We start from the raw sequence: 23,405 nt of genomic DNA, 5'->3' as shown, positions 1-23,405 counted from the left end.
GAAGAAGTCATGTTAAAGAAAATTATAAAAAGACCCGTACTGGCAACGGTTATTTCCGTATTGCTTGTTATTCTGGGGATCGTCGGGATGGTAAGCCTTCCGATTACAAAATTTCCGGACATCGCACCTCCTACCGTTATGGTAACAGCTGCTTATCCGGGAGCTAATGCTGAAACAATTGCCAGGTCAGTAGCACCGCCATTGGAAAATGCCATCAATGGAGTGGAAAATATGGACTATATTACTTCTACAGCGAGTAATGACGGTACATTGAGTATTACTGTTATTTTTAAACTAGGAACAGATCCGGATCAGGCCGCCATTAACGTTCAGAACAGAGTGGCACAGGTGACCAATCAGCTTCCTGCAGAGGTAATCCAGGCGGGAATCACCACTGTGAAAAGACAGAACAGTATGATTGCCATGGTCTCTCTGACCAGTAAAGATGGTACGATGAGTGACCTTTTCCTTGAAAACTATGCGAAAATCAACATTGTTCCGGAACTGAAAAGAGTAAAAGGAGTAGGAGATGCCATGGTATATGGAAATAAAGATTACTCCATGCGTATCTGGCTGGATCCGAATAAACTGACTTCCTACAATCTTACACCCTCTGATGTTTCCCGTGCTATTCAGACCCAAAACCTTGAAGCAGCACCCGGAAGATTAGGAGAGAGAAGTAAAGAAGTGATGGAATATGTTCTTCGCTACAAAGGAAAATTTACAGAACCTGAGCAGTATGAAAACATTACCATCAAAGCATTGAATGATGGATCTGTATTAAAGTTAAAAGACATTGCCAAAGTAGAATTTGGAGCCTACAGTTATACGGTATCTTCTAATTATAATAAAAAAGCATCCGTAACGATGGCGATCTTCCAGATGGCAGGATCGAATGCGAATGAAGTACAAATTGCGCTTCAGGAAAGAATGAAAGAACTGGAAAAATCTTTTCCCGCCGGAATGGATTATGAAATTCCCTATGCTACAAAAGATGCACTGGATCAATCCATAGAGCAGGTTATTCATACTCTGATAGAAGCATTTATTCTGGTATTCATAGTGGTGTATATCTTCCTTCAGGATTTCCGCTCCACGTTGATTCCGGCTATTGCAGTTCCGGTATCTATTGTAGGAACATTCTTCTTTATGAAGGTTTTTGGGTTCTCTATTAATATTCTTACGTTGTTTGCTTTGGTGCTCGCCATTGGTATTGTAGTGGATGACGCTATTGTAGTGGTGGAAGCAGTTCATGCTAAAATGGAACATAAAAAGCTCAATCCGAGGGCTGCTACGATGTCAGCAATGAGTGAAATTACAGGAGCCATTGTTTCCATTACATTGATCATGTCTGCCGTATTCGTTCCGGTAGCCTTTATGAGTGGTTCCACGGGATTGTTCTACCAGCAGTTTGCTTTGACATTGGCTATCGCGATTGTGATTTCAGCGATCAATGCCTTGACATTGAGCCCGGCATTATGTGCTTTATTTTTAAAGCAACACCATCCGGGAACGCATGAAAAAATGAATTTCAAAGATCGTTTCTTTGCAGGTTTCAATGCCAGCTTTAATAAACTGACATTCCGCTATGGGAAAGCTGTGCTGTTCCTTTTGAAAAGAAAATGGGTGGCACTTGTTATGATTGTGGCTTTCGGAGGTTTGTTTGCATGGATGTCTATGACAACGCCTAAAGGATTTATTCCGGATGAAGACCAGAGTTTTATCATTGTAACTGCGAACCTTGCTCCGGGAGCATCAAAAGACAGAACCTCGAAAGTAGTCTCTGACACAGAAGATCTTCTGATGAAAAATCCTGCTGTGGATAAAGTGATTTCGGTAGACGGATTGAACTTATTCAGTGGTTCCATGTCATCTTCCGCTGCTTCTATTTTCGTTAAATTGAAAAAAGGAGGCGAGAGAGGACCTGTCAATAATATCAATGATATCATAGGACAAACTCAGGGAATGCTTTCTCAGGATAAAAGAGCCAATTTCCTTGTGATCAATACGCCTACGGTAGACGGTTTCGGAAATACGAGTGGAATGGAGCTTGTGCTTCAGGACCGTACCAACGGAGAACTTCAGAATTTAGGAAATATTTCTTACGGAATGATGGGCGCTTTGATGCAGCGACCTGAAGTAGCGGTAGCATTTACCACTTTCGATGTGACGTATCCGCAGTTTGAAGTGCTTGTAGATGAAGTGAAATCTGCTCAGTTGGGAGTTAATGTTTCTGACGTGTTAGGAGTAATGCAGGGCTATTACGGAAGTATTCAGGCGTCTGATTTCAATAGATTTGGAAAGTATTACAGAGTTTTGGTACAGTCTACACCAGAGACAAGACAAGATAAAGAATCCCTGAACGGAATTTTCGTTAAAAATAACTTAGGTCAGATGGTTCCTGTCAATACATTGGTAAGCCTGAAACAGGTAACAGGAGCTGAGGTGGTGGATCGTTTCAACCTGTTTAATTCATCCAATTTAACAGTAATGGCAGCTCCGGGATATAGTACCGGACAGGCTATGTCCGCCATTGAAGAAGTGAGTAAGCAGGTACTTCCTCCGGGATATACTTACGATTATAAAGGAATGAGCCGTGAAGAAGCAGGTTCAAGCTCACAATCTGTTATGATTTTCGGATTATGTATCGTGTTTGTATTCTTCCTTTTATCTGCTCAATATGAAAGTTATATTCTTCCATTGGCTGTATTGATTGCTATTCCGGTGGGACTTTCCGGAGTATTTGTGGGGATTACCTTCGCGGAATTATCCAATAATATTTATGTGCAGATTGCTTTGGTGATGCTGATTGGGTTGTTAGCAAAAAATGGGATTCTGATCGTGGAATTTGCGATTCAGAGACGTAGAGCAGGGAAAAGTCTTATCGCCTCTGCGGTGGAAGGAGCAAAAGCCCGTTTACGTCCTATTTTGATGACCTCTCTGGCATTTATTACCGGATTGATCCCATTGATCTTTGTGGTTGGACCTTCTGCAATGGGTAACCATTCTATTGGGTATGCCGCCATTTCAGGGATGCTTTTCGGAACGATCTTAGGAATTTTCGTAGTTCCTGTTCTTTTTGTGGTATTCCAGGCATTGCATGAGAGAATCAACGGAAAAGTAGTAACCGATGCAGATTGGGAATATTAATTCAAATGATTTTAACAATGAAAATTAAAAATATAGCATATATCGCATTCATTTCGGGAACCGCAATCTCCTGTAAAGTTCAGAAATATGAACAGCCTGAAGTAAAAATGCCTGAAGCTTTCCGAAGTGACAGCATTGCAGCGGATTCTCATGAAAATATTGCGAAGATCAGCTACAAAGACTTTTTTAAAGATCCTGTTCTTGTAGGATTGATAGATAAAGCGATGGTACAAAATAACGATCTTCAGGTCGCTTTAAAACAGATAGAATTTGCATCATTAGCTTACAATCAGAGTAAATGGGCAAATATTCCGACTGTTAGTGCTTCTGCCAATGCCAATATCAACCGTCCTTCAGACAACAGTATGAACGGAATGATGGCCGGACAGTTTATGGGAAAAAGGTATATGGAAGATTATACAACTTCCTTGAGTTTTTCCTGGGAAGCTGATATCTGGGGAAAGATTAAAGGAAGGAAGGAACAGGCTTTAGCAGAATATCTTAAAACACAGGAAGCGGCAAAAGCAGTGAAAACACAAGTTGTATCTGCTGTAGTACAAGGATATTATAACCTTTTGATGCTGGATACTCAGTTGGAAATTACAAAATCCAATCTTGCTTATGCGGATAATACGCTGAAGTTTCTGACCAAACAGCAGGAGCTTGGGCTTACTACAGCATTGGCTGTACAACAGCAGGAAATTGTGAAAGATCAGATTCTGAAATCAATTCCGGCTATTGAAAGTTCTGTAACAACCCAGGAAAATGCTTTGAGCCTGCTAACGGGTTCTATGCCGGGGAAAATTGAAAGAAGTGCAGGCCTGAATAATGTACAGTCTCCGGATCATATTGCTGCAGGAATTCCTTCAGAATTATTGAGTTACAGACCGGATATCAAAACAGCTGAACTTGAAGTAAGAAAAAGTGCAGCAGCCATTCATGTGGCGAAAATGAGCATGTATCCTTCACTGAATATTACGGCGCAGGGAGGCGTGAATGCCTTTCAGATCAGCAAATGGTTCAGTGTTCCGGGATCGCTTTTCGGAATGGTGGCAGGCGCTGTAGCACAGCCTATTTTGAATGGGAAACAGTTGAAAACACAGTATGAACAATCTAAAGTAGTTGCTGATCAGGCTGAACTCAATTTCAAGCAGTCAGTTTTAAAAGCAGTAGGAGAAGTTTCTGATGCGCTGATACAAATCCAAAAACTGGAAGAACAGCAGAAAATTGCAGAAGGACTGGCCGTGAAATCTGGAGAAGCAGTGAAGAAGGCTGATCTGTTATTTAAATATAATTCAGCAACTTATGTAGAAGTGATTATCGCACAAACGAATAAACTTCAGGCAGAATTGGAACTGGCTTCTCTGAAAACCCAGAGGCTGAATGCTATTACATCACTTTACCGTTCTGTAGGAGGCGGCTGGCAATAAAGTAAAATTGAATCTGCTTCGTCTGTAAGGATGAAGCAGGTTTTTAATCCATTATCATTATGAAGACAAATATACAAGAGGGGATCATTCTTATTCCGGATTTCAGCGGATTTACCGAATTTGTGTTCAATACAAAATTGTATACAGGCGAGTATATTGTAAGACAGTTATTGTCTACACTGATTGATGTGAACGATCAGTATTTTGAAATTTCCGAGATTGAGGGAGATGCCATTTTATTTTACCGTTATGATGAAAATCCGTCTTATCAGAGTATTTCAAAAATGCTGTGGAAGATGAGAAGTGCCTTCAACAGGAAAATAGAGGAGTTGAGTAAAAGTTTAAGCACTACCATTGATCTGGCTCTCAAATTTATTGTGCATTATGGATCCTTTTCACAATACAATATTGGAAATTTCAGAAAGCTATATGGAAAAACGATTGTGGAAGCCCATCAGCTTTTGAAAAATGGAATGGCAGAAAAGCCTTCTTATGCACTTTTCAGCAATTCTTTTCTGGAAAGCAGTAAAAACAGAGAGTCTGATTTTAATAAAGAACCCCTTCGTCTGCCTGAAGTGGGGGTTATCCATTATTTTGAAAATGTAAACTAGCCTATATTTTTTAATAGTATTCCTTGTAAATTTGCTATTGCTAGCGGCCCGGGTGAGATCCGGGCTTTTTTTATTGGTCAGCTTTTAGGAAATCTGCGGGTAAAAAATTTGTTTTTGTTATAGGGGTAGTAAAATATTTATGTAATATGCATTGGTTTTGCAATTTTTTTTAAGTGAAATTTAAATTACGTATAAAATATTTTTTTAAGATTATTTATTATGGAAGTGATTTGTATTTCGTTGGTTTATTGAAAAATGTGTATTGATTTTTAATTTATGTTTACATTAAATGTTGATATATTGCTGGGAATTAAATCTTTATTTAATTTTTTTTATTTTTTGATGTAACAAACTTGTGAAGATAGTGGTCTTATAGAAAAACTATAATTTCACATGAAGAGAATATTATTTCCTATAGCAATATTAACAGGCTCCTTAGTAATGGCCCAGCAGGCTCCAGCTCCGGCTGCCAACGATACTGTAAAAGGAAATGCAAAAGAAATAGAAGCGGTTACTCTGGTGGCCAGAAAACCAACCGTAGAATCTAAAGTAGACAGAACTGTATTCAATGTAGCAAATAGTGCAATTCTGGCAGGAAATACAACATGGGATGTTCTTAGAATGACTCCTTTGGTAAGTATTGATAACAATGATGAGGTAAAAGCCGAGGGACAAATGGTTACGGTATATATCAATGACAGGAAATCTGTTTTTACAGGGAAGGAACTAAAGGAATATCTTAAAACAATTCCTGCTGATAATCTTATGAAAATTGAAGTGATTACCAGTCCCTCTTCCCGTTATGAAACTTCCGGTTCGGTTATCAATATTGTCCTTAAAAAAAGGGATGATGAAGGACTAAAAGGAAGTATCTCTCTCAACAACAGACAAAGTACCAAAAACTCACAATACACGAATTTCAATCTGAACTATCATAAGAAAAAATTTACCCAAACCTTTATCGGAAGTTATAATAACGGAACTTATGTGCAGAAGAATCAAACATGGGATAACCGATATGCTGAAAATAAACTTACTCAGTTCAATCTGGAAAATGTAATGAGAAATGAAAGTCCATCTCTTTCTTCCACTTCAGAATTTGAAATCAATGATAAAAATAATTTCGGACTTGTATTGGAGTATTCCCAGAACAGGAATTTGCTTTCAGCAGAATCTGATGGGATGACTACAAAAGATGGAGATCCCGGTGAATCTTTTCATCAAATCCAAAATAACTGGGGATTCAGCCGTAATCTTGGTACTAATGCTTTCTATAAATATTATGATAAAGAAAAGAATAGGATTTTAGATATTAATTTAGGAACCAATTATTCCAGTAATGACAATGATAATTTGATTGACAAGCAAATTAATAAGCAGGGTTTGATAACCAATCAGCAGCTGGGGTCGATCAGTTCAAATCAGATGCGTAATTATTATCTGAAAATAGATTATACCCATCCTTTTGGTAAGACAGGCGGTACCATGGAAGCAGGAGGAAAAACCGAATTGAACAATCACGTTATTCCTAACAGTCTCTATGGGTTTAGTATTGATAATGGTACACCAGAATATGCTAATCTTTCCAAAAACGACAGATTCCATTACGAAGATCATCTGAGCTCTTTATATGCTAATTATAGCAAAACATTTTTTGAAAAACTGGAAACCAGAATCGGAATCCGATACGAATATATTGATTATAAAGTAAGACAGGATGTAGCAGGTACGGAAAGAAGAGATTCTTACGGTACTTTTCTTCCCAATTTATTGCTGAAATACAGCTTTTCAGAGAAGTTTGATCTGAGCCTTACCTATAACAGAAGTATCTGGAGGCCTTGGTATTCAGAGTTTAACCCTTTCGTGACGCCTGAAATTAACGGAACCTATTCCAGAGGAAACCTTTATTTGAATCCCAATCCGAATGACCGGCTTTATCTGAAATTGGGAATCCTGAAAAAATACTTTATCTCTGCAAGATATATGCACACGAATCAGGATTACTGGACTACCTATGTAACGGAAAATGGAAGAACAGTTTCATTACCAGGGAACTTCGATGGAAAGGTTGAAAAATATTACCTGTTTGCCAATACCAACCAGAACTTCCTGAAAAATAAACTGAATGTGAATGCAGGATTTGGATGGTATTACATTAATAATAAAGATTTTAATGAGAAAAATAAGCTGGGTGCCAAAGATTATATCAGTTATTGGGGAGCCTCTGCGAATGTTTCTTATACCAATCTGTTCAATAAAAATATTAACCTGAGTGCATGGATGGAGCTTGCCAATCAGAATAACGGAAATTCATATGCGAATAATACCAATGTCTTCCATAATATTTCAGTGACTAAAATATTCCCGAAAACCCAGATGGAACTAAGCATGCAGCTGATGAATATTTTTAAGAGACCTTATGGTGATAATACCACTTACAGCCCTGACGGAACTTTCAGAGAATATTCAAAATGGGACTGGTATGGTGTTTCTCTTACATTTGTAAAGCGTTTCGGAAACCAGAAGGTAAAAGAAAATACAAAAACCGACGTAGAGAAAAACGGTGGTGGCGGAAAGTAATTCAAGATTTGTTAGATAAAAATAAAAGCAGGTTTCAATTTGGAATCTGCTTTTTATTTTTGGCTAGAAGCTAGAAGCTAGAAGCTAGAAGCTAGAAGCTAGAAGCTAGAAGCTAGAAGCTAGAAGAGGGAAGTAGTGAGAGATGATCTTTATGTTTGTCTTAAAAATCTGTGCAATCACTGTAATCTGTGGGAGAAAAATAATTAGATTTTAACGCAAAGCTCTTATCTGAATTTCTTATTATTTTAAGACAGCAAAGTTTTGAAGTACATTGATTCTTTCTAAGCAAACGTACAATCATAATCCTTCTTAAGCAACAAAGTTGCTTTCTTAGCTTCCTTAAAAAATGTTACTTTTTTTATTTAAACTTTGCGTTAGAAAAACTCTGATAGGTTTAGCACGCATAAAAAAGGGAGGAATAAAAAAACAGATTCCAATCGGGAATCTGTTTGCATTCTATCAAATAATTATTAAATAGAGTTTAGTACTCTTAACTCTCGGTTTTATTTAAGGGTAAATTTCACTTTCGTCTTAATGGCATCGGAAGAATTTCCAATCAATGCTTCAAAGTCTCCCGGTTCAGCTAACCAGTCATGTTTTTGAGCATCAAAATAACTTAAAGCCGTTTTATCAATGGTGAAAGTAACTTCTTTCTGTTCTCCAGGATTCAAATATACTTTTTCAAAACCTTTCAGTTCTTTTGCAGGACGTGGAACGGATGATTTCAAATCACTGATATAAAGCTGGGCAACTTCAGCACCTGCTTTTTTACCTGTATTTTTAACCGTAACGGTAAAAGTAATGGTACCATCCTGTGATATCGTTGTCTGGTCAGCTTTTGCTTTTCCGAATTCAAACGTGGTATAGCTCAACCCATGCCCGAAACTGAACAGAGGCTTTATATTCTTAGTATCATGCCAACGGTAACCTACAAAAATACTCTCGTTGTAAGTAATATTGATAGGGTTTTTCTGATCTTTACCTTTTCCTGCTGCAAACTCATCCTTTTGCCCTGGATACTCTCCAAGCTGATGGGCTGAATTGTCATCAAGTTTTATTGGGAATGTAAACGGAAGCTTTCCTGATGGATTGGCATCTCCTGCTAAAACAGCTGCAATAGAGTTTCCTGCTTCAGAACCCAGATACCAGGACTGTAAAACTGTGGGAACTTCTTTAATCCATGGCATAGCTACGGCATTTCCGGAAACGAGAACCACAGCAAGATTTTTATTTGCTTTTGCAAGTGAAGAGATCACTTGATCCTGATTGTAAGGCAAGCCATAGCTTTTTCTGTCGTTCCCTTCACTGTCCTGAAAATCTGCTTTATTCAGTCCGCCAACGAAAATCACATAATCCGATTTTTTTGCCAATTCCACAGCTTCATTCAGTAATTCAGCGGCAGAACGGGTATCTTTTAAATCCTGTCCGGATTTTACTCCGTTGTATTCTCCTCCGATGTCACCTACATAACCTCTTGCATATTGTACATCTGCCTGTTTTCCAAATCTGGATTTGATTCCGTCTAAAGGAAGGGTTTCATATTTCACTTTTAAGGATGAAGAACCTCCGCCTACCGTCATTATTTTAATGGCATTTTCTCCGATAACGGCAATCTTTTTAGCCTTATTAATATCAATAGGAAGAACATTTCCCTGATTTTTTAATAAAACAATTCCTTCTTCTCCAATTTCTTTGGCAACCGCTTTATGCTCTTCAGAAGCAATATTTCCGAAAGGCTTGTTGCGGTTCATTGTAGTTTTATAGGCAAGACGGAGAAGTCTTGTTACCTTATCATCAAGTTCCTGGGTACCTACTTTTCCTGCTTTAATCAAATCAAGATAAGGCTTTGCCAGATAATAATTATCATAGGCATTTTTCGTTCCTGCGGAAAGTCCGTTGGTCCACGATCCGAATTCAAGATCAAGACCGTTATGAATAGCCTGTTCCGTATTGTTTACAGCACCCCAGTCAGAGACTACAACCCCTTTATAATTCCATTCTTTCTTTAAAATATCATTTAACAGATACTGATTCTGGCTGGCATACTGACCTTTGTACATGTCATAAGCACCCATAATTGTCCAGGAATCACCTTCTGTTACGGCTGCTTTGAAAGGTGGCAGATAAATTTCATAAAGAGCTCTGTCATCTACATTCACATTGCTTGTATGGCGGAACATTTCCTGGTTGTTCAGGGCGAAATGTTTCACAGAAGTTGCCACGCCGTTAGACTGTACTCCTTTAATGTAAGGCACTACCATCTTTGAAGTCAGATAAGGATCTTCACCCATATATTCAAAATTTCTTCCATTCAGCGGAGTTCTGTAAATATTAACTCCAGGTCCCAGAAGAATATCTTTTTTTCTGTAGCGGGCTTCTTCACCCAAAGCTTTACCATAATTCCATGACATTTTTTTATTCCATGTGGCGGATAAAGCAGTCAGGGCAGGGTAGGCGATAATAGAATCGTTCGTCCATCCGGCCTGATCCCATTCGTCCCACATTACCTCAGGACGTACTCCGTGAGGACCATCTGTTGTCCAGAATTCAGGAATTCCCAATCTTGGAACACCTGGTGAACTGAATTTCGACTGTGCATGCAGCATGGCCACTTTTTCTTCCAGTGTCATTCTCGATAATGCATCCTGAATACGCTGTTCTACAGGTTTGGATTCATCTAAATAAACGGGGATGGTAGTATTGGTCTGAGCCATATAAGAAGCAGAAATAAAGGTGAGTAAACTTATAATGACGGTTTTCTTTAACATAATGCCTTTCTATTTGATTAAAAACAAAAATAAAGAAAATTTTTTATTATCTCAAATTGAGAAAATAAAATTTTAGCAAATAAAAAAACTACCTGCTTAATGGCAGACAGCTTTTTATTAAATATTATATTGTTAAATGCGAAAAAATGAAGAGAAATTGATGGGGTGACATAAAAGTGAAAAGACTAAAGCGAAATTGCAAAATGGTAAAAGACGAATGAAGCTATTCTCGTATACTTTCATTCAACACCTCGAATCTTACAACGCTCTTAACACTGTGTATAGATTCCTACGGAATGACAAGGCGGACGTATAGGTATAGCGTGTAGTTTGTCCATTCCGAAGGAATCTACACTCAAACCCTCTTACTCTCCAACCCTCAAACTCATCAATCCCATCCTTTCACAGCTCCTCCTTTAAAAATTTCTTTGGCTTTCTTTTCTACTTCAGGAGACTGATAGGCTTTTACAAAGTTTTTTACTTTCTGGCTGTTTTTATTATCTGGTCTGGCAACTACCACATTCAAATACGGTGAGTCTTTATCTTCCACAAGAATTCCTTCTTTTTCCTGATTCAAACCTGCCTGAGCAGCAAAATTATTATTGATTATTCCAACCACAACATCTCTGTCCTCCAACACTCTTGGAATCTGTGCACCTTCAATCTCCATAATTTTCAGATTTTTAGGATTTTCTGTAATGTCAGTCACTTTAGGTAAAAGTCCGACACCCTCTTTTAATTTCAGCAGACCACTTTTCTGCAGAAGCAGTAAAGAGCGTCCTCCGTTGGTAGGATCGTTGGGAATTACAATGGTATTGCCTTCCTGTAACTGACTGATATTATTAATCTTTTTTGAATACGCTACAATAGGATAAACAAATGTATTGCCTACAGGTACAAGGTTGTAACCTCTCTGTTTTGACTGTTCTGTTAAATAAGGAATATGCTGAAAGGCATTGGCATCAATATCTCCGTTAGTCAATGCTTCATTGGGAACTACATAATCGTTGAAAGGGATAAGCTCCACTTCCAGGTTATACTTATCTTTAGCTACTTTTTTGGCAACTTCGGCAATTTCCTGTTCCGGGCCGTAAGTAATTCCTACGCGGATAAAGTTCGGATCATCTTTTCTTCCCGAACAAGCGTTGAACAGTAATATTCCAGCAGCCAATAAGCCAAAAATCTTTATTCTTTTCATTCTAATTAAATTTTATATATACTGATCACACATCACGCATCTAGTAACCCGAATCTCAACTCTCAAACCCTCCGACACTCTCACCCAATTACCTGTGATCAAATCTTTTTGACAATCTGTCGCCCATAAACTGGATGAAGAAAACCAAAAGTACAAGCAGAATCAATACCGTATTCATAATGACAATATCATATCCGATATATCCATACTGGTAGCCCACCTGTCCAAGTCCACCTGCACCTACGGCACCACCCATTGCTGAGTAACCTACAAGGGTAATCAAAGTGATGGTAGCATTATTGATTAATGAAGGAAGAGCTTCAGGAAGCAGTACTTTTCTGATAATCTGTAATGGAGAAGCTCCCAAGGCTCTTGCTGTTTCTATAAGACCATGAGGAACTTCAATAAGGCTGTTTTCTACAAGTCTTGCAATAAAAGGAGCTGCACCCACACTTAATGGAACCAAAGCAGCATTTACTCCAATGGAAGTTCCTGCCAGAATTCTGGTAAAAGGAATCATCCATACAATTAGAATAATGAAGGGAATTGCACGGAAAATATTAACCAAAATAGAAAGCCCTCTATGATAGGCTACATTTTCCAGCAGCTGGCCTTTTCTTGTTAAAAATAACAGAATTCCTACCGGAAGACCCAGTACAAATCCAAAAAATCCGGATAAAAATGTCATATAAACCGTTTCCCAGGTTCCTTTTGCCAAAAGGGCAATTACCGTATCACTAAGCATATCCTTTTACTGTATTTTGAATTTTATTTTGGTTGAAATAATAGATCGCCTGTTGGTTTTCTTCAGTTTCACCCTGAAGCTGCAGCAGCAATTTCCCGAAATTGGAATCTCCAAAATACTCTACATCTGCTTTTAACAATTTATAAGGGATTTTATATTGGTTGTACAGCGTTGAAAGAATTTGTTCAACACTGATGTTTTCGTTAAGTTCTATTTCGACCAGCGGAAATAAACCTTCTTTAGGTTCTTTCTGCAGTCTGCTAATGAATTCCTGTGGCAGGGTCATGATGTCTGAATTTATAAATTGGCGGATTATCGGGTTTTCTTTATCCGAAATAATCTCGCTTAATGTACCTTTTGTTAATAATTTTCCTTTGTCGATCACGGCTACATGGTTGCAGACCGCTTTGATCACTTCCATTTCGTGGGTAATTAAAAGGATGGTAATTCCCAGTCTCTGATTGATATCTCTTAAAAGCTGCAGAATAGACTGCGTGGTAGCAGGATCCAGTGCGCTGGTGGCTTCATCACAAAGCAGAAGGTGAGGATCATTGGCCAAAGCCCTTGCAATGGCAACTCTTTGTTTCTGCCCTCCGGAAAGGCTTTTAGGATAATCGTTGGCTTTATCTTCAAGTCCTACAATCTTCAGTAATTCATTAACTTTTCTGTTGATTTCGTCCTTGCTGGTATGGTCCAGTTCAAGAGGAAGCGCTACATTATCAAAAACAGTTCTCGAAGAAAGAAGATTGAAATGCTGGAAGATCATTCCGATTTTTTTACGCTCCTCAGCCAGTTGTTTAGAACTCAGTTGGGTAAAATCTTTTCCATTAATGATAATCTGTCCTTCATCCGGTCTTTCCAATAGATTTACCGTACGGATCAGGGTACTTTTTCCTGCACCCGAAAATCCTATAATTCCTACGATATCTCCTTTATCTATGGTAAGACTTACCTTATCCAGTGCTTTAAAAGACTGTTTTTTCTGATGAAATGTTTTTGATATGTTTCTGATTTCTATCATTCTGATTTTATATACTTTTTAAATAGGCTGATGGTCTGCCTGTTCTGTTAAAAAATCTCCTTACTCTTCTGATTTTGACCTTTGACCGTTTTGAAAGTCTGAAATACTTGGTGACATTCGTTAGAAGTACTCCCAGCAATATAACGAATAAACCGTACAGCTGACCTCCATTGATGCTTTGGTTGGCAATAATCCAACCTGCAATCACTGTTACAATAGGATTGATGTAGGTATGGGTGCTTACCAAGGCAGCGGGTTTTACGGACAGAAGCCAAATGTACGACAAATAAGCGACTATGGATCCAAAGAAGATCAAAAATAGAACCCCAAACCATGCCGATAACGGAACAGCAGAAACTGAAAAATCAGTCCATTCTTTTCTGAAAAAAGCAATGAGAAAGGAGGCTAATCCTGCTACGATAAGCTGTTGGGCAATATTCATAAATGTAGATTGAGAAGCCGGATTTTTCTTTGAATATAAAGAACCCAATACCCATGCGATGGAGCTTAATCCCAATACGACAAACGCAGTTATACGGAGATTTTCATTAGCAATAGCATGAGCAGCATTTGAGTTTACACTACCTTTTAAAAACATAATTAATCCTGCAAATCCAATGGCCAATCCTATAGGAATGAATTTATCCGAAAAATAATATTTCCAGTTTTTTCTGTCGATAGCAATAAACCAGAACGGGCCGGTGGCAATAGAAATAGCCGCCTCAGAAGCCGTTATATATTGTTCTCCCCAGGCTACAAGCCCGGTTCCTCCGGTAAGAATAAGAATACCGGTAATTGCATTTTTCTTCCAGTTGATCAAAGAATTTGCTTTTTCTCCTTTAGAAAGAAGATATCCTATCATCAGAATTCCGGCAACCAGAAATCTTAATCCTGAAAGAATGAATGGCGGAAAACCTTTTAGGCCAAATGAAATAGCTAAAAACGTAATTCCCCATATCACATAGATGTTTGTAAAAGCCAATGGAATCAACCATTTGTTTTTAGAATTGCTCATTTTTATTTTTTTGATGTTGTTGTGTTCAATAAAAAAGGCTCTACCACGTGGTAAAGCCTTTTTGAAAATATATCTATATAAAAGTAAGGTCAACCACAGTATTCTTGATGTATAGGCATACAGATATCCTTCATCATATTTTTGATGGTATGTTTCTTAATTGTATTATTGTTTGATTTTGTCTTCATTTTGTTTTATTTCCTGAATACGTTTGCAAATATATAATTTAATTTTTATTAGTCTACTAAAAAAGTAGGTATTTTAAATATTAATTTATTGTTAATGATTTAAATTGCTGTTTATTAGTATTTTATAATTTTAAATTCACTCATTTATTTTAATTTGAAAAATGTTTTTAATGCCTTTTATTTCAAAAAATAGAGAAAATATCATTTATTTCTAATTATTAAAAATGTAATATAAATTGAAATTTATAAGAATTAAATAATTTTTATATTGTCATGGATGAAATAGATAGAAATTTATTCTGGTGCATTTTTATTTTGTAGATTATTTATAAACCTTACTTTATGTATTGCTTGAATTTCCAACAAATCTGTGAATTTTAAATTAAATAATCATTGGACCTTTTTGATTTATTAAACTAGTTAAATGCACAGGATTTCTGTTCAGTGTAATTTAGCATCAAAATTAAAGACATGGACAATAGAATATTAGGTCTGCATCATATTACTGCAATAGCAGACAATGCCAAAAGAAATTTAGATTTTTATACAAAGGTTTTAGGAGTAAGACTTGTGAAAAAAACGGTGAATTTTGATGATCCGGGAACGTATCACTTCTATTTCGGAAATGAAGAAGGAACACCGGGAACCATTCTTACTTTCTTTCCGTGGGAAGGAATAGGAAAAGGAAATAATGGAAGCGGAATGGCTACTCATATTGGATATTCAGTACCTAAAGGAATTCTTGAATTCTGGAAAAATCATTTACAAAGCTTACATGTAGCTACAGAAGAGGGCGAAATCTTCGGAGAAAAAATGATTTCTTTTAAAGATCCGGACGGGCTTCAGTTACAGTTGATCGAACCGCTTAGTGAAGACAACAGAAAAGTATGGACAACAGATGATATCAAAGATGAAAATGCTTTGAAAGGTTTCCATAATGTTACTTTAACCTTAAAAAAAGCAGATCCTACCCTCAAAGTTCTGACGGATATTTTAGGATACGATTTGCAGAAACAAGAGGGAGAAAGATACAGATTGGCAACGGATGCAATTGATACTGCCAATCTTGTGGATATTATTGAAAATGATACCATTCCTGCCGGAAGAAATGCTGCCGGAACCAATCACCACATTGCATTCAGAGTGAAAGATGATACTGTTCTGATGGAATATCGTGAGAAAGCGTTATCAGCTGGTTTGAGCATTACTCCGAAGATCAACAGGGATTACTTCTATTCATTATATTTCCGTGAGCCTGGTGGTGTATTGTTTGAAATAGCAACCGATAATCCGGGATTCACCGTAGACGAACCTTTGAATGAATTGGGCACAAATCTGAAACTTCCCGTTCAATACGAAGGAATGCGTGACAAAATAGAAGGCGTACTTCCGAACTTATCATAGATCATCGGTCATTACTGATAAAGATGCTAATTTTGAATTAAGAAATTACACATACACAATTAAAGAAAGTAAGTTTATTATAGGTAATCATAACAGTACGCTTCATCGGATCAGTTTGCTGATTCTATTCTTAGCTCACTTAAAATATGCATTACTATTATTAAACCTTTGTGTTAAAATTTACTCACTATTGAATACAAAATAAAAATATAAAAAATGGAAAGAACAGAAATAGTTTTAGAAGGAAGAAAAGGAGAAATTCAACTTTTCTCAGACGACCATAAAGCAGGTAAAATGGATATATCAGTCATTGGAAAAAAGCTGACTGTTTACCATACCGAAGTAAATCAGGAATATGAAGGAAAAGGTTTCGCGAAAATTTTACTGGAAAGATTGGTTTCCTATGCAAGAGAAAATGATTTGAAAATTGTACCGTTGTGTCCGTATGTTCACGCACAGTTCAAACGCCACCCGGAAGAATATAACGATGTCTGGATGAAGGAAGAACTGTAGTGAGTTTGAGAGTCGGTGGGTAAGAGGGTTTGAGCGTCTTGAGCTAAAAAATAGAAGTGAAAGACAAACGATGCATAAAGCTACTCTCTAACTTATCAACCCGAATCCCGCATCCCGAAATCTCGCATCCTATCATCATAACCAATTAACAATTTCAACACAATGAAACTTATCACAGGACTGCACCATGTTACGGCAATTACCGGCAATGCACAGGAAAATATAGACTTTTACACGGGAGTTTTAGGACTTCGTTTAGTTAAAAAAACGGTTAATTTCGATTACTCAGATGTTTACCATTTTTATTTCGGTGATGAATACGGAACACCGGGAACGATCATGACTACTTTTCCGTATGGTAAGGATCTGATCAATGGCAGACATGGTAAAGGAATGCTCAATACAACAGCATTTTCAGTTTCTATAGATGCTCTGGATTATTGGATGAACCGTCTGGAACAGTTTAATATTCCTTTTAAACAGCCGCAGCAAAGGTTCTCTGATGAAGTTTTTATTTATCTTGAAGATTTTGACGGGTTGGGTCTGGAGTTGGTTTTTAATGATAAGGACGAAAGAAAAGGATATTACAATGGTTATATTCCTAAAGATTATGCTGTCAAAGGAATCCATCACGTAGAAATCTGGCAGGATGACTATCAAAGAACGGCGGCTCTTCTGACCACTCAGATGGATCATAAAATAATTAAGGAAACTCCTGACAGACTGAGATTGGGAACAGACAATATGCCGGGGAAATATGTAGATCTGCTTTCTACACCCAGCGCATTGAAAGGATTGGCAGGAAGAGGTACTGTTCATCATGTAGCTTTCGCCACTCCGGATGCAGCGTCTCAGCTTGAAATGGTGAAAAGATTAAATGCATACGGATTGGAACATACAGAAGTGAAGGACAGAAAATATTTTACATCCGTATATTTTAAAGAACCTGGCGGTTTGTTATTTGAAATTGCCACTTCCGGCCCTGGATTCGATGTAGATGAAGAAGCCGCATTTTTAGGAGAAGATCTGCAGTTGCCACAGCAGTTTGAAAAAAGAAGAGAACGTCTGGCAGAAGTTCTTCCCGTAATTAATTATCCAACAGAAAAATTCAGATAGAAATAATGAGTCATATTTTAAATATAAAAACAGCAGGAGTACCATTGAATCAGGCAGAAAAAGCTTTGATTATGATTCATGGGCGTGGAGGAAGTGCTCAGGATATTCTGAGTTTATCACAGCATTTAAATGTAAAAGATTATGCTCTGTTAGCGCCACAAGCTCTTAATCACACCTGGTATCCCTTCTCATTTATAGCACCCGTGGAACAAAATGAACCATGGTTGTCATCAGCCCTTGAAATGGTTGATGAAACAGTAAAAGCGGCAGTGAAAGCGGGAATTCAACCTGAAAATATATACTTTTTCGGATTTTCTCAGGGAGCCTGCCTTACCCTTGAATTTTTAGCCCGTAATGCGCAGAAATTCGGTGGAGCAGCAGCTATTATCGGTGGGGTGATAGGAGATAAAATTAATCGTGAAAACTATAAAGGCGACTTTGCCGGAACCCCAGTTTTTCTGGGAACCAGCAATCCGGATTTTCATGTACCTGTAGAAAGAGTATATGCTACAGCCAATATTTTACGAGAAATGAATGCGGAGGTAACAGAAAAAGTATATGCTAACTTTGGACATTCTATTAATGAGGAAGAAATTGAATTGTCCAACTCAATACTCTTTAAATAAGTATTTTAATTTTGAATATATTTATAATTTTTAATGATCCTTTAGGTGTTTAATTAAAGTGGAGATTCCTACGGAATGACAAAGTACACGGATAGATAAAACGTAATATTTGTCATTCCGTAGGAATCTATCCAATGCATAAATTAGCATTCAATAGCGGTGGGCTTTAGCCCGCCTTATAATAAATAATCAATCCACTGGCTTTAGCCAAAACCTAAATAACCAGAATCTAAAAACTAACCTCTAATTTCTAACTTCTAAAAAACATGCACGAACAACTCCTCTTAATATTAGGCCTTTTATTACTGGTCATGATGCTAGTCATGCTGGCGCAGCGGATTAAAATTGCCTATCCCATTTTTCTGGTTCTTGCCGGTTTGGGAATCAGCCTTATTCCCGGAGTTCCTGTTTTAAAACTGGATCCCGAAATTATATTTTTAATTTTTTTACCTCCTCTTTTATACGAAGCAGCCTGGTATACCTCATGGAATGATTTCTGGAAATGGAAACGCCCCATCAGCCTTTTGGCTTTTGGACTGGTATTTCTGACTTCTCTGGTCGTTGCTTATACTTCACAAATGCTGATCCCGGGTTTTACACTGGCATTAGGTTTTTTATTGGGAGGAATTGTTTCGCCGCCTGATGCAGTTGCCGCCACTACAGTTTTAAAGGGGTTAAAAGTTCCAAAACGTACAATCGCCATACTAGAAGGAGAAAGTTTGATTAATGATGCCTCTTCACTTATTGTTTTCAGATTTGCTCTGGCAGCAGTAATGACAGGTGCTTTTTCAATGCATGAAGCAACAGGACAATTTTTTCTGGTAGCAGGAATGGGCGTGGTCATAGGAATTGCAGGAGCTCATATTTTCTATGCCATTCACCGTTTTTTACCTACAACACCAGCCATTGATGCAGCCCTTACTGTAATGACTCCTTATATTTTGTTTCTCTCAGCAGAACATTTTCACTTTTCGGGAGTGATGGCGGTGGTAAGCGGAGGATTGTTTATGTCTTTCCGTGCTCATGAAATTTTTAAAACAGGAACCACAAGAATTAACATGACAGGAGTCTGGAACACCCTTATTTTTGTGATGAATGCTTTGGTTTTTGTATTAATAGGGCTCGAACTTCCGGATATCATCAATGGATTGGGGGAAATTTCTTTGATGGAAGGAATCAAATATGGTTTAATTATCAGTTTGATTGTCATTGTAGTACGTTTGTTGTGGATTTATCCTGTGGCTCATCTTCCAAGATGGTTCAGTGAAAAAGCCCGTCGTGATCCTAGTCCGGGATGGAAAAACCCTCTAATTATAGGCTGGGCAGGAATGAGAGGAGTTGTTTCTCTGGCAACAGCCCTTTCAATTCCGGTTATGATGAATACTCAGGCGGAATTCCCGATGAGAAACCTGATCATTTTTATCACATTCGTAGTCATTTTTGTGACACTGGTATTTCAGGGACTGACATTGCCTTTGGTAATTAAATTAACAAAGATTGGAGAGATTGATCCCATTCTTCCTTCCCACGAACAGCAGGCAGGAATTCAGATGAGGCTGGATAGGCTTGCCGTTCATAAACTTGACCATGAGTATAATGATGCAGTGAAAAGCAATAACCTGCTTGAAAATCTTAAAAAAGCATTGGAAAATGATATTAAACTCCATCAGAATCATTTAAGCTCTATTGAAATGTGTACGAACAGACAAAATGATATGGCAGAATATCACAAAGTAATGCTGGATATATTTGCCCTGCAGAGAAAGGAGCTGTTTAAAATGAAACGCGAAAAACTCTTCAGTGATGATGAAATCAGAAAAGCAGAATCCCAACTGGATCTTAATGAACTGAAAATTACGGGGAATAAGCACTTGTAGGAAGGATTCCGGATGGAAGATGTGAGTTTGAGGGTCGGAGGGTTTGAGAGGATCAGTAATTTCATCTATCTTTTACCCTTTATTCAAACAATATAAACACTCAACCTTAAACCCTAAACCTTGAACTTTAAACTTTAAACCTTGAACAAGATGAAAACATTACATTTTTTAGTTATTGGAAAGAATCAGGAAATTCTGGATACTTTAAAAAGAATTATAGAAAATAATGAAGGCTGGACGGCTGAAATACAAAGTGATGAAAATTTCTGCTATGAATATATAAAGGAAAGTACAGTGGATATTGTCCTTTTAAGCTCAGGTTTGGAGGATGATTTTGAGAAAAATATCAAAGCATTTTGCGCCGGATTAGATAAAGATGTTAAAGTGATCGATCATTATGGAGGAGGAAGTGGACTTTTAAAGAATGAAGTTTACAGTCTTTTTCCTAATTTGCAGGGGTAAATGTTACATCATGTTCGAAAATATCATCAAAAATATTACAAGATTTATCTCCATCACTCCCGAAGAAGAAAAAATATTTACAGATCTGCTTGCCTGCCAGTCGTTTCCCAAGAAAACGGTTTTACTCAGAGAAGGAGAAATCTGTCAGTTTGAAGGATATATTCACAAAGGATGTGTAAGAATGTACTGTTTGGATGATAACGGCTCCGAAGTTACGCTTCTGTTTGCCATTGAAGACTGGTGGATCAGTGATATTGCTTCATTTCAGGAGCAGAAGCCCTCTAAAGTTTATATTGAGACGCTGGAAGATTCGGAAATCTATATGCTGAATCCTGCAACCAAAGAAAAATTACTTCATGAGATCCCTAAATTTGAAAGAGTTTTCAGAATGCTGGTTCAAAGGAATCTCGCCACATTACAAAGCAGACTGGTCAATACGATCTCCAAAACTGCTTCAGACAGATACCTTGAATTTATCAAAGTATATCCTTCAATTCCACAAAGAGTAGCACAATATTACATCGCTTCTTATCTTGGCGTTTCAAAAGAATTTGTAAGTACCATCAGAAAACGCCTTGCCTCAAAAGAGAAATAAATCTTAGTTTTTTATACTTGCAGATTGCAGAGATTTGCATGGATTTTATAGGGGTGAATATTCCTGTGAAATTATAGTCACCCATTTTATCGGAGATAAAATCCTTGCGCCTTAAAAATATTTAGCTTAAAAAACAACTTGCGTCTTTGCGTTTTCCAACTATTTTTTTGCTTATCATTCATACAGAGATTCCTACGGAATGAAAAACTGTATGGATAAACTAAGTGTTGTATTTGTCATTCCGTAGGAATCTAAACAAATTTATCCTTTAGGTCTTAAGAGTAAAAAGACTTCTGTATTTTCTCAAAAAACAATCCAATATAATCATACTGCCGGATACAAAAGTATCCGGCATTTTTTTTTGCTGCAAAGTCATTTATTAAACTAGTTAAATGTGCAGGGTTTCCGGTCTCTCTAAATTTGTCCCATCAAACAAGAACAAATAACAACTGAGATATGGACAGAAAAGATTTTTTAAAAAAAGGATTACTAGGAACAGGAATGTTTGTCGCATCAGCTTCTCTGGCAAGCGCTATGAAAAATGATATCGATGAGATTGAACCATTAGAACCGATCGGATATAATCACCTTCCTAATACAGAATCAAAAATAAAGGAAAATTCTGTAATCCACAAAGCAGACTCAAGAGGCAAAGCAGACCACGGATGGCTGCTGAGCCAGCACACTTTCAGTTTTGCCAATTATCACAATCCTGAAAGAATGCATTTCGGAGTATTGAGAGTCCTGAACGACGACAAAGTGGAAGCAGGCAGAGGTTTCGGAACCCATCCTCACGACAATATGGAAATCATCAGTATTCCTTTAGAAGGTGATCTTGAACATAAAGACAGCATGGGAAATACGGCAGTGATCAGAAGTGGAGATATCCAGGTGATGAGCGCAGGAACGGGAATTATGCACAGTGAATTCAACAAAAACAGTGATAAGCTGGTAAAATTCCTTCAAATCTGGATTTATCCTAAAAAAAGAAATGTAACTCCAAGATATGATCAGATCACTTTAGATAAAACAAAAGGTCACAATACATTTCAACAGATTCTTTCTCCCAATGCAGACGATGAAGGAGTATGGATTCATCAGGATGCGTGGTTCCATCTGGGAATTTTTGATCAGAATAAAGAAACGCATTATAAGATCAGAAAAAATGGAAACGGCATTTATGTTTTCATTCTTAAAGGAAGTGCAGAAATCGGCGGAGAAATTTTGGAAGAACGCGATGGATTTGGAGTCTGGGATATTCAGGATATTAATATCAAAGCCATTAAAGAAGGTACCGAAATCCTTGTAATGGAGGTGCCAATGACCATGTAAAAGAAAATTAAACAGAAATAACAACCCTTAAATTTTAAATAATTATGAAAAAATTAATCCTATCATTTGCAGCTGGTTTATTATCATTCACAGCATCAGCTCAAAACCCTGGAAAATCATTATTAAACCCTACCAACCATGCCGTAGTATTGATTGATCATGAAGGTCAAATGGCTTTTGCAACAAAGAGCATCAGCATGGAAGAACTGAGAAATAATGTAGCACTGGTAGCCGGAGGATCAAAAATCTTTAATGTTCCTACAGTGGTAACAACGGTGGCTGAAAAATCATTCAGCGGACCTGTTTTCCCTGAAATTTCAGAAGTATATCCTGAAGCAACAAGCGGATATGTAGACAGAACCACAATGAATACCTGGGAAGATACTAACGCTCACAAAGCCATCACAGGAAAAAATAAAAAGAAACTGGTTTTTGCAGGATTATGGACAAGTGTATGTATCGTAGGCCCTGTATTATCAGCTATTGATGAAGGGTATGATGTATATGTGGTAACAGATGCTTCAGGGGATATTTCTAAAGAAGCTCATGATCAGTCAATCACCCGTATGGTTCAGGCAGGAGCTCACCCAATTACTTCTGTTCAGTATGTGTTGGAACTTCAGAGAGACTGGGCAAGAAAAGAAACGTACAAACCAGTCAATGATTTGATGAAAAAACACGGTGGAGCTTACGGTATTGGAATTCAGTATGCTCAGGAAATGTTAAAACATTAATGGTCTGTTTCGGCAGGCTGAAAGCCTGCCGAAACCTTCA

Annotated in this window: 18 protein-coding genes; 13 read left to right on the top strand and 5 right to left on the bottom strand. The window is 37.5% G+C overall.

The window, feature by feature from the left end:
• Positions 1 to 9: 9 nt before the first annotated feature.
• From ODR02_RS10955 to ODR02_RS10940, 4 genes are all read left to right on the top strand, one after another.
• Positions 10 to 3,150, top strand: a complete 3,141-nt coding sequence (locus ODR02_RS10955; RefSeq protein WP_209788895.1) for an efflux RND transporter permease subunit — start codon at positions 10 to 12, stop codon at positions 3,148 to 3,150.
• A gap of 17 nt (positions 3,151 to 3,167) precedes the next feature.
• Entirely contained in the window at positions 3,168 to 4,580 is a 1,413-nt protein-coding gene (locus tag ODR02_RS10950; protein ID WP_309512461.1) for a TolC family protein, read from the top strand.
• A gap of 59 nt (positions 4,581 to 4,639) precedes the next feature.
• On the top strand, positions 4,640 to 5,191 hold the full coding sequence (locus ODR02_RS10945) for a DUF2652 domain-containing protein (RefSeq protein WP_105680862.1): 552 nt from the start codon (positions 4,640 to 4,642) through the stop codon (positions 5,189 to 5,191).
• A 393-nt stretch (positions 5,192 to 5,584) separates the two neighbouring features.
• Entirely contained in the window at positions 5,585 to 7,771 is a 2,187-nt protein-coding gene (locus ODR02_RS10940; protein ID WP_309512460.1) for an outer membrane beta-barrel family protein, read from the top strand.
• Between the two features lie 503 nt (positions 7,772 to 8,274).
• On the opposite strand, the gene ODR02_RS10935 is transcribed toward ODR02_RS10940, so the two are convergent.
• From ODR02_RS10935 to ODR02_RS10915, 5 genes are all read right to left on the bottom strand, one after another.
• Positions 8,275 to 10,485, bottom strand: coding sequence for a glycoside hydrolase family 3 C-terminal domain-containing protein (locus ODR02_RS10935; protein ID WP_408915524.1), 2,211 nt, complete (start codon positions 10,483 to 10,485; stop codon positions 8,275 to 8,277).
• Between the two features lie 442 nt (positions 10,486 to 10,927).
• Positions 10,928 to 11,737, bottom strand: coding sequence for a methionine ABC transporter substrate-binding lipoprotein MetQ (gene metQ, locus ODR02_RS10930; RefSeq protein ID WP_309512458.1), 810 nt, complete (start codon positions 11,735 to 11,737; stop codon positions 10,928 to 10,930).
• Between the two features lie 88 nt (positions 11,738 to 11,825).
• The gene (metI, locus tag ODR02_RS10925) at positions 11,826 to 12,482 is read right to left on the bottom strand and encodes a methionine ABC transporter permease MetI (RefSeq protein ID WP_209788909.1); all 657 of its coding nucleotides are present in this window, start codon (positions 12,480 to 12,482) and stop codon (positions 11,826 to 11,828) included.
• A complete protein-coding gene (locus ODR02_RS10920) occupies positions 12,475 to 13,503 on the bottom strand; it encodes a methionine ABC transporter ATP-binding protein (RefSeq protein WP_209788912.1) in 1,029 nt (342 codons plus the stop codon). The genes metI and ODR02_RS10920 overlap by 8 nt, the downstream gene beginning before the upstream one ends.
• Positions 13,504 to 13,510: 7 nt before the next feature.
• Positions 13,511 to 14,518, bottom strand: a complete 1,008-nt coding sequence (locus tag ODR02_RS10915) for an EamA family transporter (RefSeq protein WP_309512457.1) — start codon at positions 14,516 to 14,518, stop codon at positions 13,511 to 13,513.
• Positions 14,519 to 15,177: 659 nt separating this feature from the next.
• On the opposite strand from ODR02_RS10915, the gene ODR02_RS10910 reads away from it, so the two are divergent.
• The 9 genes from ODR02_RS10910 (at position 15,178) to ODR02_RS10870 (ending at position 23,365) form a co-directional block, all read left to right on the top strand.
• Complete coding sequence (locus ODR02_RS10910; protein ID WP_309512456.1) at positions 15,178 to 16,110, top strand: ring-cleaving dioxygenase; 933 nt, start codon at positions 15,178 to 15,180, stop codon at positions 16,108 to 16,110.
• Between the two features lie 216 nt (positions 16,111 to 16,326).
• Complete coding sequence (locus ODR02_RS10905; protein ID WP_209788920.1) at positions 16,327 to 16,623, top strand: GNAT family N-acetyltransferase; 297 nt, start codon at positions 16,327 to 16,329, stop codon at positions 16,621 to 16,623.
• Positions 16,624 to 16,785: 162 nt separating this feature from the next.
• Complete coding sequence (locus ODR02_RS10900) at positions 16,786 to 17,739, top strand: VOC family protein (RefSeq protein WP_309512455.1); 954 nt, start codon at positions 16,786 to 16,788, stop codon at positions 17,737 to 17,739.
• Positions 17,740 to 17,744: 5 nt separating this feature from the next.
• On the top strand, positions 17,745 to 18,365 hold the full coding sequence (locus tag ODR02_RS10895; protein WP_309512454.1) for an alpha/beta hydrolase: 621 nt from the start codon (positions 17,745 to 17,747) through the stop codon (positions 18,363 to 18,365).
• Between the two features lie 266 nt (positions 18,366 to 18,631).
• Positions 18,632 to 20,242: a Na+/H+ antiporter gene (locus tag ODR02_RS10890; protein WP_309512453.1), complete on the top strand. Its 1,611-nt coding sequence runs from the start codon at positions 18,632 to 18,634 to the stop codon at positions 20,240 to 20,242.
• A gap of 150 nt (positions 20,243 to 20,392) precedes the next feature.
• Positions 20,393 to 20,704 (top strand): hypothetical protein, encoded by a 312-nt coding sequence (locus ODR02_RS10885; protein WP_309512452.1) that lies wholly within the window; start codon positions 20,393 to 20,395, stop codon positions 20,702 to 20,704.
• Between the two features lie 10 nt (positions 20,705 to 20,714).
• Entirely contained in the window at positions 20,715 to 21,299 is a 585-nt protein-coding gene (locus ODR02_RS10880) for a Crp/Fnr family transcriptional regulator (RefSeq protein WP_209788934.1), read from the top strand.
• A 456-nt stretch (positions 21,300 to 21,755) separates the two neighbouring features.
• Positions 21,756 to 22,631, top strand: a complete 876-nt coding sequence (locus ODR02_RS10875) for a pirin family protein (RefSeq protein ID WP_309512451.1) — start codon at positions 21,756 to 21,758, stop codon at positions 22,629 to 22,631.
• 44 nt (positions 22,632 to 22,675) lie between these two features.
• Positions 22,676 to 23,365, top strand: a complete 690-nt coding sequence (locus ODR02_RS10870) for a hydrolase (RefSeq protein ID WP_309512450.1) — start codon at positions 22,676 to 22,678, stop codon at positions 23,363 to 23,365.
• The last annotated feature ends 40 nt before the right edge of the window (positions 23,366 to 23,405 follow it).

The sequence above is a fragment of the Chryseobacterium sp. CFS2 genome (assembly GCF_036543225.1).
GTDB lineage: Bacteria > Bacteroidota > Bacteroidia > Flavobacteriales > Weeksellaceae > Chryseobacterium > Chryseobacterium culicis_A.
The sequence above is the reverse complement of the archived record's forward strand: the minus strand, read 5'-3'. Positions and strand labels throughout refer to the sequence as shown.